Annotated in this window: 11 protein-coding genes; 10 read left to right on the plus strand and 1 reads right to left on the minus strand. The window is 28.8% G+C overall.

Going from position 1 to position 11,001, the window contains the following annotated elements; genetic code table 11:
• Window positions 1-204 precede the first annotated feature (204 nt).
• The 7 genes from FC57_RS09785 (at window position 205) to FC57_RS09810 (ending at window position 7,276) form a co-directional block, all read left to right on the plus strand.
• The gene (locus FC57_RS09785) at window positions 205-663 is read left to right on the plus strand and encodes a hypothetical protein (protein ID WP_148449517.1); all 459 of its coding nucleotides are present in this window, start codon (window positions 205-207) and stop codon (window positions 661-663) included.
• 180 nt (window positions 664-843) lie between these two features.
• Window positions 844-3,042 carry a YobI family P-loop NTPase gene (locus FC57_RS09790; RefSeq protein WP_040529582.1) on the plus strand — a complete coding sequence of 733 codons (2,199 nt, stop codon included), beginning with the start codon at window positions 844-846 and terminating at the stop codon, window positions 3,040-3,042.
• Entirely contained in the window at window positions 3,039-3,338 is a 300-nt protein-coding gene (locus tag FC57_RS11365; RefSeq protein WP_007126122.1) for a PolC-type DNA polymerase III domain-containing protein, read from the plus strand. The genes FC57_RS09790 and FC57_RS11365 overlap by 4 nt, the downstream gene beginning before the upstream one ends.
• Entirely contained in the window at window positions 3,307-3,858 is a 552-nt protein-coding gene (locus tag FC57_RS09795; RefSeq protein ID WP_007126123.1) for a BRCT domain-containing protein, read from the plus strand. Before FC57_RS11365 ends, FC57_RS09795 begins: the two co-directional genes overlap by 32 nt.
• Before the next feature lie 32 nt (window positions 3,859-3,890).
• Entirely contained in the window at window positions 3,891-5,750 is a 1,860-nt protein-coding gene (locus FC57_RS09800; RefSeq protein ID WP_007126124.1) for an RNA-directed DNA polymerase, read from the plus strand.
• Window positions 5,751-5,876: 126 nt separating this feature from the next.
• Complete coding sequence (locus FC57_RS09805; protein ID WP_040529585.1) at window positions 5,877-6,119, plus strand: hypothetical protein; 243 nt, start codon at window positions 5,877-5,879, stop codon at window positions 6,117-6,119.
• A gap of 233 nt (window positions 6,120-6,352) precedes the next feature.
• Complete coding sequence (locus tag FC57_RS09810; protein ID WP_162259280.1) at window positions 6,353-7,276, plus strand: abortive infection family protein; 924 nt, start codon at window positions 6,353-6,355, stop codon at window positions 7,274-7,276.
• A 34-nt stretch (window positions 7,277-7,310) separates the two neighbouring features.
• On the opposite strand, the gene FC57_RS09815 is transcribed toward FC57_RS09810, so the two are convergent.
• Complete coding sequence (locus FC57_RS09815) at window positions 7,311-7,682, minus strand: DeoR/GlpR family DNA-binding transcription regulator (RefSeq protein ID WP_081445817.1); 372 nt, start codon at window positions 7,680-7,682, stop codon at window positions 7,311-7,313.
• A 598-nt stretch (window positions 7,683-8,280) separates the two neighbouring features.
• Here FC57_RS09815 and FC57_RS09820 point away from each other — a divergent pair.
• The 3 genes from FC57_RS09820 (at window position 8,281) to FC57_RS09830 (ending at window position 10,877) form a co-directional block, all read left to right on the plus strand.
• Complete coding sequence (locus FC57_RS09820; RefSeq protein ID WP_148449518.1) at window positions 8,281-8,565, plus strand: hypothetical protein; 285 nt, start codon at window positions 8,281-8,283, stop codon at window positions 8,563-8,565.
• A 61-nt stretch (window positions 8,566-8,626) separates the two neighbouring features.
• Window positions 8,627-9,667, plus strand: coding sequence for an ATP-binding protein (locus tag FC57_RS09825; protein WP_052536207.1), 1,041 nt, complete (start codon window positions 8,627-8,629; stop codon window positions 9,665-9,667).
• 388 nt (window positions 9,668-10,055) lie between these two features.
• A complete protein-coding gene (locus FC57_RS09830; RefSeq protein WP_007126131.1) occupies window positions 10,056-10,877 on the plus strand; it encodes a hypothetical protein in 822 nt (273 codons plus the stop codon).
• Window positions 10,878-11,001: the final 124 nt, after the last annotated feature.

Genomic DNA, 11,001 nt, shown 5'->3' on the forward strand with positions numbered 1-11,001 from the left:
GTTGGAATAATTGATTTATTATTTCTGTTCTCTTGTAGAATTAAGATAGTATTAAACCAATATGCCAAAAGTTTATTGGACACTTGATTTCATATGGCAAACTGGCAGTTTTTAGGTAAATTGATTTCATCATAAAGTTAGGTTTATTTTTTATAAATTGTATTATAGCAAGGGAATAAAATAGTAAAAGGAAGGCTGATGCAAATGAATATTTCATTTTTGACAGACTCGACATTTTGGACAGCGGTTTCTGCAATTGGGACGTTATTAGCAGTTATAGTCTCACTTTATATAGCTAATCATCCAAAGAAAAAGACTAAAATAATAGTTCGTAATATATATATTATCCCTACTATATATGGTAAAAGTAGTGATACATTTCAAGTAATTATTACAGTTTTAAATTTAGGTGATTTACCAATAATAATTTACCAATGTGGTATTTTAGGATCAAATAATAGCTTAGAAACCACGTATAATAAGTATATCGTGACCCAAAACTATGCTGGTAAAATAATTAAAGCGGGTGATGCTGCCGAAATTAAGTACAACTTTGGTAATTCATTTAATAATGATAATCCGTATGGATATAATCAAATTTTTACTAAAGGGGCGAGGTTTGCGATTAGAGATACAACTAATAATATTTACTTTACGGCTTAAGATGTAATAAACCAGCGTCAAAATCAGCGCTGGTTTTGTTATGCATTCATTTTTTCATACTCTTTCCATATTCTTCCGCATGTTTAGTGTTATTGAATTTTTATTAATCCTATTAACTAAGATGCGTATAATTAATTTATAGTTTGTATTATAAATAATTATGTAATGGGGGAAGGAAAAATGAGTAAAGAAAGTGATGAATTTGACAGTTTTCATAGAATAAAAGGTGCATTGTATCCTTATGATGACAAAAAAAGAGAAAATTGTGAGCCACAATGGACTAAATTAAAGGCAGCACTCTCAGATAACAATATTACTAATATTGCTATTACTTCTTCATATGATACGGGTAAGACAAGTTTTCTAAAGAGTTTTTTTAAGATGGAATATCCTCTAAGCAAATGGGAGAGTATAAAAAGTTTTTTTGGAAGGTCAGGTATAAAATATAAATTTATTACTGTTCCCACTTTTAGCGGTAAAGGCTTGGATATTAAAGAAGAAGACTTAGAGAAAAACATTATTAATCAGCTTCTATTTTCAGAAGAGCCAAGAAAGTTTCCTGATTCTCGAATCAATAGGATTTATCCATACTGCAATTGCTGGATATGGTTTATATGGATATTACTTTGGATATGGGGTACTTTGATTTTCTGGATAACTCCAGTCTGGAATGAATTTTGGAGTCATAATCCTTGGAAAATATGGGGAATAATTGCAATCTCGTTATTCATTTCTTGGTGGGTAATTTACTATGTAGTACATAATTTTTATAAATTATCTTGGAATGCTAAAGCTAATTTTGGACCTGTTGAATTGAGCGGTGCCAACACTAATAATGATAATGGAAAATCAGATCATGATTTATTTATCTTGTATGGGGATGAAATCAAATATTACTTTAAAAGGTCTAATATTAGATTTGTAATACTAGAAGATATGGATAGATTCAATAGTATTGAGATTTTTCAAAAGTTACGAGAATTAAATAAAAATATTAATGAATCGCAATGGCTAAAGAAAAAGAATAAAAGAGTAATTTTTATTTATACGCTGAGTGATTCAATTTTCCAGAATGAAGGACAAGAAGATAGAGAGAAAAATTTAATTAATGAAAACAAAGCTGCAGAAAGTAAAGCCAAATTCTTTGATTATGTATTAGCACTAATGCCATTTAGTAATTTAAATAGCTCAAAAGATATTTTTGATAAAGAGATAGAAAAATATGATGAATTAATGGACACACCAATATCTAATAATGTTTTGTTAGGTGTTAGTTTCTATATTAGTGATAAGAGAGAAATTACTTGTATAATAGCGGATATGGATACATATTTAAGAAGCTTAGATCGAATTCAAGGAAAGCTAGAATCAAGATTAGAAGAAGAACCTAATTTTATAGATAAATTATTCGCTGCCATGGTTTATAAAAATGTGTATCCTGAGGATTTTGATAATCTTTCAAAAGGGAAGTCAAACTTAGGCTATGTTTTACAGGAAATAGGTATTATAAAAGGAATTGTTGAAAATGATGATGAGCTTAAAGGCTATGAACTTATACAATATAATAACGACAAGAGTATTGCTAATCTGCTTTCGATAGTTTGGAATAACTATGATGAGGTTACTAGTAATAACAAAGTTAATGGAAAATTTTTAAAGGTGTTGGATTACATTAGAAATTTAGATGTTTTGAGATTTTTATTATCAGAAAACTTAATAGGTGAGGATATTTATGAGTTCTTGTCTCCTACGCAATTTGAGGGTTTATCTCCTGATCAAATTTTATTTATTCGGAACGCAATGGCTCGACGTCGTAGTAATGCAGATTTTGTAATTGATGATGAAAAGAATAGATCTGAAATATTAGATCTACTTAAAGCAATTAAAGTTGATTTTAATTATGTATATTCTTCTAGTATATTGGAAGAACTGATTCAGCGTGACGATGAGGATCGAACAATGCAAATGATGAAAGGAATGGCAGAAATAGGTAATGATATTACAGATAAAAAACTAAAAGAAAGATTAGTTGAAAGTAAAGAAGAATTTATAGATAGAGTTATTAATTGGTTGTATACTTATGAATCTAAAATAGGTGAAAATGGCTTTATGTTATTGGCATGGTCATTGTATGAAAGCTGGAATGGATACTTCGTAAATGTTTTAAAAAATAATAAGTATCGTGGGAATGCAATTAGATTTGTATTGAATTGTATAGCTATAGATGGAGAAATAGGAGTTGACGATGATAATTTAATTGCTTACTTAATAGACAAAAAGGTTATTGGTAAATATGAAGAAGCAGTTGAATATTCCAAATTATCTGAAAAAGATAAAAAGCATGTATTGAACGAAATTAAGCGAGAAAAAGAAAAATGAATAAAAAACTAGGAAATTTTATGGGAAATAATTTGTTAGAATGGCCACACAATTTCTCGGCTGTTGAGATTGAAACTACAGATCTAAATCCTAATAAAGATCAAATAACTGAAATAGCTGCTAGAAAATATAGAAAAAATAGCTTAAAGGAAGAGTTTAAGTGGGAAATTGAAGAAGACAGTATAACAAATGCTCTAACGGAATTAGAAACATTCATCGGCAGTGATCCGGTAGTGATCAACCGAACCTTTTTTCTGTCCATTTATGGGAAATGCCTTTCTAAGCAATTGGGGTAAGCCATTTTCTAATGATGTAATCGATATTCAACGTTTGTTTAAGAGAATAGAAAATAAACCTACAGCTAATATTGATTATATGATTAAATTTTATCAGCTTTCTGCTCCACACACTCGTCATGCAACGGAAGATATTAAGTCATTAGTAGCAATTTATTTTAAATTACAAGAAGATGCTGATAAAAAGAAATTAAGCCCTAAAAATTTGAAAAAGAAAAGTAGTTTTACTTTAAAAGATATTCCTGGAGATTCTACTAAGAATGATGAAAGTAATGCTTTTTATGGTAAAAATGTTTCAGCTACAGGAACATTGACTAATTACACTAGAAAAGAAATTGGTCAAATTATTAATAATATCGGCGGAAAGTTTCAAATGAATCCTGGAAAATCTACGGATTATCTTATTGTGGGAAATTTGAATAAGCCTTCAGCTAAACAGAAGAAAGCTGAAAAATTAGGAATTCCTATTTTGTCTGAAAATGATTTTTTGAGTATGATAGCTGGATATGACTGGTTGTAGATAGAATTTTAAATAAAAATGAGGTATTGATATTGAAAAGTCTTGAGAGCTTCTATTCTTACATAATAAGTTGGGACAATTTAATAAAAAGAGGGTATTTTAATATAACTAAAGACAAGAAACAGAAAAACGTTGTAGAAATATTTGATAATCCATATGCAAAATATGATTCTTTGTTTGCTGGTGATTTTAATTTAAATAGTTTAATTCAAAATAAGAAAGCATATGAAGATGTAAAAGATAATATAAGCAAAGCCACAGTTAAGAGGTTAAAATCAACGATACCGATAATCTATACTATTCCTAAAGATAAAAACACCCGAAGATATTTTAAATATCCCAATTTTTATTCTTACTGTGCTTTAGTTAATGAACTGGTACAAGAAAAAAATAAGACTGAGATTATTAAAGCTCTTATAAACGATAGGCATAGCATGTCTAAGTTCTTTGGATATTTGCCTTATAATTTTGAGGTGACACATAGAATGCAAGACTATATTCTGATAGGTCATTCTCATTTCTTTAAAACGGATTTTTCTACATTTTATCCATCTTTTTATACTCATGCACTTGCATGGTTGATTATGGGAAAAGCAGAAGCTAAGAAAAATCGTAGGAAGGACCATTTAGGTAATAGGCTTGATAAATTTGTTGAATCTGAGCAGGATGATGAAACTCATGGAATACCTACAGGTAATTTGGTAACTAATATTGTAATTGAATATGCGATGTCATTTTTTGATAAGGAGCTAGAAGCTCTGTTACGTGAAACAACAGTAGATTTTTATAGGTATGTTGATGATATTTATTTTGGCTATGATGATCCAAAAGATTTAGCAGAAATAAAGAATGCATTGCAAATTTTAACAGTAAAGTATGATCTAGAATTAAATAATAAAAAGGTTAGTTCAATTTCATATAGTGAAATTAATCAAGGCTCTAAGCTCCTGAACTATTTTACAAATATGTATTTTAATAAAACTATTAAGGTATCACAGTTTGTTAAGCTATTTAATAGCTACTTTGCAGTGGCTGATGAAGAATTTTTAAATGGAGTAAAGGGTGCGAAAAAAATATTCTGTGCATCATTACAATTCTTCTTACAATCATTAAGTAAAAGCAATCAGAAAAATGCTTTAAGAGCATTAGTAAAAACTCGAACTAATTATGAATTACCATTCATTTTTAAAATTATTCAGCTGGTTCTAGATGATACTAATATAGCTGAAAGATTTGTTCATCTGATAGAAGAGATTCAAAAAGAAGAAAGAAAAAATTGGTCTAATGATCCTTCTAAAAGAGTAGTCTCTTGTTACATAAAGGATGTGCTTTCTAAAGCTCCAATGAATACAAGACTGTATCGGATGTTATTAACTAGTCTGCAGCAAAATAAAAGTGAAGAAGCATATTTTATATTCATTTTAATGCAAAAGTTCAATTGGACGCTTTCAACAGATCAGTTACGGCAAATTCTAGGTATAAATATTGATGATAAAGCTGAACAACAAATTCCAGCATATCTCGATGATATTGATGATTTTAATTGGTTGATGATCTTTGAAAAAATATTATCCCATATGAATCAAGATCTTAATAATAGCGATTTTTACTATAATATTATTAATATTTTATATTCAATGCTAGGACCTCAAGATGAGGATAAAAATGTAGGTAATTATTTCCAAACTAAGCACTGGTTACTAAAATATGAACTTATTTATACCTATGAATATGGTAATTCTAACTTTAAAAAGCATGTTGATAGTTTTTTATCAAAAAATAGTGATAAAGTAAATATTTTTATGATACAGACATTTGACAATAATTCTGCGTCTAATGTAAATAAATTCTATATAGATTTATTAAAGAATCGCTATAGTTTTAGTGAATAATATTTATGGAGAAGAGAATGAAAAATAAAATTATTGTAGCAATGTTTTTAGCTGTAATGTCAACTACTGTTCTATTTGATACTAATCCAATATGCTACTAGAAATAAAGTTACTTGGCATAAAGGGATGCCTAAGGCTTTACATGGTAGATGGTATGGTAAAGGAATGGTTTTGATAGTTAATAATAAACATGTCTATTTCATCCCTGTTACGGGGTCGTCTGTTTCTAAACAGAAGAATATTCAGTTTCGTAAAATTACTAAAAATTCGTATCGTTATCGTGTTGGTAAACATGGCTATTCAGGCGTAATTAAAAAACTTAATAAGCACACTGCTAAATTTAATGAATATTTTTTGAAAAAGTGGTAATGTGAATTTTTCGTCCTTTTTTGAATGCAATAAAAAAATGTTAACAGCCTAGCAGGGGAATAAATCATCAACAGGAAAATTATAAAGCCAAAGTGAAGACTGAAATAAATACTCTATATTGAAGCTTACTATATATTTGCAAAAGATAGAATATAATTTTTGACTCTGGATTTTTCTTTAAATGTATAATTGAATTCAAAGAGTATTGTAATAATATGGAGAACTTTAAAATTATGAAAGAAAATAAATGGAAGTATTTATTAGATGATTATATTATTTCCTTATTAGTAGGTGATACGCCAGTAGTAGAAGATAATATGTTCCCAAAAACGTCAAAGTACAGTACGTTTATCAATATCCAAATGCCTAAAATAAACGAAAGACAGATCACTGATTTAAGTAAGAAAATAGGAGTTCATATTAAAAATGGAGTAAACTCATCGCAAGAATTATCTCAGCTTATTAAATTTTGTTGTACTGACGAACAAAAAATGAGAAAAATTATGAAATATATTTTTGGTAAAGAAAATTTTAAAGATTTGTATGATAGTCCTTATGTTAGCTCTTTGGATGAGTTTAAGAAGATAAGATCAGAAATTTGTAATGAGGTTATTAAAGACATAAATAATGTTTTATATTTTCATAATTGTAAAGTAGAGCTTGAAGTTGATGGACCGGATTTAATTACAATTGATGAAAACTGGATTGATGAATTGATTCTAAATATACCTGATTTGGAAAATATAGATGAATTTCAAATTAGTGGATCATATACAAAAATAAATGAAGACATAAATAAAGGAGACTTTACTGGTGCAATGATTCAATCTAGAACTTTGCTTGAGGGAGCTTTAAAATATGCAATAAGTGTTCAAAATAAGCATTTAACGGGAAAAGAAGACTTACCAGAACTTATTAAATTGTTTAAACAACTTTATTTGAAAAATAATGTTACAAATTCAGAACTCAGAAGTAACTTGAAACGATTGTACGGAAATTTAAGTGGAGCAATTGAGGCAATTGGTATTCTAAGAAATAAATTTGGGGATGCACATGCAACTAATGCTTCAGATGTGCTTAGTAAAGCGAATATACATTTTATTGTGAATGCAAGTTTTAGTTTGTGTAGCTTTGTTTTAGAAACGTGTAAAAAGTAGTATTAGAAATTATAGTTTTATAATAATATTACGCTTACTTCGCCCTATAAATACTACCCAACTTTTTATAAATAATATTTACTCTGTTTTTCTTTAAAGCTTGAAGAATGGTGTCATCAGAGAGCGGGCGGTCTGTTATTACATAGTCTAAATAGTCAAGATCACATAATTTGACGAAATCGTTATTATTATTAAATTTAGTATGATCAATTAATGCTAGAACAATGTTTGAATTAACAAGCATTGTTCTTTTTATTTGCGTTTGTTCAACATCTGCCATGTAGAGTCCATCTGTAGTGATAGTACTTGGAGAAATAAAAGCTAATTGTGCATGGAATTGGCTAATGTATTTGACAGCTTCTATTCCTACTATACTTTGAGATAGGGGGAATTCCTCCTCGGATATTCAATGCCAATGAATTAGATGCAAATTCCAACTTAGAGTTATTAAACTCAAACGCAGTTATTGCTTCATTTGGTCGTGCTTTTTTGAATTGTGTTATTGCTCCTTTTTAAAGGAGATATAGAGAACAATAGCGTTAAATGATTGAAAGGATAGCAATGAAATTTACTAAAGAAATGGGTAGTTCACTGGTTATAAAGTGTTTTATTCACAAAGTAAGATAGTTTTTTTATGAAATGATACAATTGATATAATAGGTTAGATTATTCGAAAAGTGGGTGTGACGTAAATATTTGGTTATAACAATAATGCAGATAATCAGGATTTAATGAAGATATTGAATAAACTCTTACAAAATGTTGAAAGTGAAATAGTAGAGTTTAAAGAAGCTAAAAATAATTTTGACTTAGACAAATTGGGAAAATATGTTTCTGCTATTAGTAATGAGGCTAATTTACGTAGCAAAAGATATGGATAGCTAATTTTTGGTGTTAATGATAAAACTCATACTATTGTAAGAACAAATTATAAAAATATTCCTACAGCACTTGAAAAATTAAAATTAACTATCTCACAGAACATGACAGATGGCCTGACTTTTATGGATATATTCGAAGTGTACTCTCCAGAAGATAAACGTGTCCTCATGTTTCAGATGCCTGCTACACCGACAGGTATTCCTGCTGGTTGGAAAAATAGATATTATGATCGTAAAGGAGAATCTTTATCTGAAATATCCTTTGAAAAATTAGACCGAATTCGTGGTGAACGTAGAACGGATTGGTCTAAGAGTTTTGTTAAAGGTGCAACTATTAATGATTTAGATCCACAAGCAATTAAATTAGCAAGAAAAAATTATCAACAGAATTTAAAAAAATTCAAGTAATCCTGATGCCGCTAATGAATATGGCAAATTAAATGATTTTGATTTTTTACAAAAGATGCATTTGATTATAGATGGAGAAATTACTAATGCAGCGATGGTGCTATTAGGAAAGAGTAGTAGTGAGATATTATTTGATTTTCCACCTAAAATTATGTGGAGATTACATAGTTCTAAGGGAGAATTACTAGATTCACAAATTTTTACGATTCCTTTTATACTTGCCGTTGATGCAGCATATAAAAAAGTTAGAAATTTAACTTATAAGTATATGCCTAGTCAAATTAGTTTATTTCCCACAGAGACTCAACAATATGATACTTGGACTTTGAGGGAATTAATTAATAATTGTATTGCCCATCAAGATTATGAACTTGGTATGCGTATCTATATTGATGAGTTGGAAGATCATTTAATTATTTCAAATGCGGGGAAATTTTTACCAGGGAGTATTAAACCTGTTTTAGATCCAGCATGTGCTCCACCTTATTATAAGAATCCATTGTTGGATAATACTATGGTAAATTTCAGAATGATTGAAACTGCTAGTTCAGGTATTAGACGTGTATATTCGATTCAACAAAAGAAGCTTTTTCCGCTGCCCGATTATGATCTAACAGAATATAATAAAGTTAAGGTTAAAATTTATGGGCGAGTTCTTGATGAAAAATATACGCAACTCTTATTTAAGAATCCCAATATGGATTTAGAAACAGTTTTTTTGTTGGATAAAGTTCAAAAACACGAAAAAATTAGTAAAATAGATGCAGCTAAGCTCCGTAAAAGGAAGTTAATTGAAGGTAGAGTACCTAATTTATATATTGCTGCTTCAGTGGCTGAATCATTAGGACAAAAAGCAGAATATGTTAAGAATAAAGGGTTTACGGAAAAATATTATCAAGATTTAATTATTAAATATCTTACTCAATGGAAAAAGGAAAAGAAATCAGATTTTATTAGGTTATTAAAAGATAAGTTGCCTGATAGTTTAACTGCCCATCAGAAAGATATTAAAGTGAAATATTATCTGCAAACTTTACGGCGAGAAGGTAAGATAATTACGCAACCTACTCCAAGTGGGAAAAAAGTAGAATTTGGATTTTAACGAAAGACAAGGACTAAAGAAATTATGGATAAATGATATAGATTAACTCCATAATTTTGTCCATAATTTATCCATAAATCATGGCAAAATGTTGATATTACTGCAATTGTTTAAATTGCTTAAAAATAATTTTATCCATAATTATGGATTATAAAAACGATTATAAAAATTTGTAGCCATCGTTTTAAAATAAGTGAGAATGATTTTTTGTTTCTTGTCAGTCCCATTAATAAGAAGTAAAAGAAAAAAATCAAACAACTAATAAAAAGCTGTTTGATTCTTTTCTTTATTTTAGGTAGGGTTCAAATTAGGTGATAAAAATGTTTTTTGGTGTGTTATTATATACTATATAAGTACATATAATAATTTTAAGGAGATGTTCTCTATTATGACTAAATACTCTGGCTTCTTTTATAGCAAAGATGGCGGAAAAACCGGAAAATATGTAGATTTAGAAGATGCGTTATCTAGTTTGAATAATTATGCTGATTTTAAGGATAAATATGGCAATATGATATATTGTCCGGAATGCCATAAAGCTATTTTATTCTTGACGATAAATACTAAAAAACATCCTTTTTTAAGAAAAAAACCAACGTCTGAACATGAAGTTGGATGCTCTAAAATTTATGAATCTGGTAATTTGAAGGAGACTTCAGAATATATAGAGCATTTAACAGATGATCAAATTAAAAATAAAGTTAATTCAATGTTTGCTAACTTATTCGGCCCAAAAAATACCGATAGGGGTAGTGGATCAGACAATACGAGTTCTACGCCAAAAAACGGAAGTCCGTTTTCGTTTGGAATTTCAACTGATAAATCGATTCGCAGATCTTTTAGGGTTAGATCGCTTAAATCTTATATTGATCAAGATGATGATAAAGATAAAGTATACCTAATTTATGGTAAAGCCAAACTATCCGTACTTACTCAAACTGCGAAGAAATCTGGGAACGAGTATGATCTCTTAGAGGTTGATCCACAGGATAAATATCATCATGTGTATCGTATTTATCTGGGAAAGCATGATGAAAGAAATATAGATCCTAATAGTCAATATAAAGTTTTATTTATTGGTAAATATAACTTTAATTTTAAATATTATAAGGAAATTGAAGAAAATGGGGAGAAGAAAGGAATTAGAGTTTGGAATTTTGAATTAATTAATAATAATTTACAGGCTTTGAAATATGAAAAATGTAACTAAGAGAGTAATAAATTAATGGAGTGATTGAAAAAGCTCTTAATCAAACTAACCTAAGGTAGAGATGAACTATAACATGACGATGTTGTAATTCACCTCTTATTTTCTACCCAAAGTCAAGTATTAT

Source organism: Lactobacillus ultunensis DSM 16047 (assembly GCF_001436305.1).
In the GTDB taxonomy this organism is placed as follows: domain Bacteria; phylum Bacillota; class Bacilli; order Lactobacillales; family Lactobacillaceae; genus Lactobacillus; species Lactobacillus ultunensis.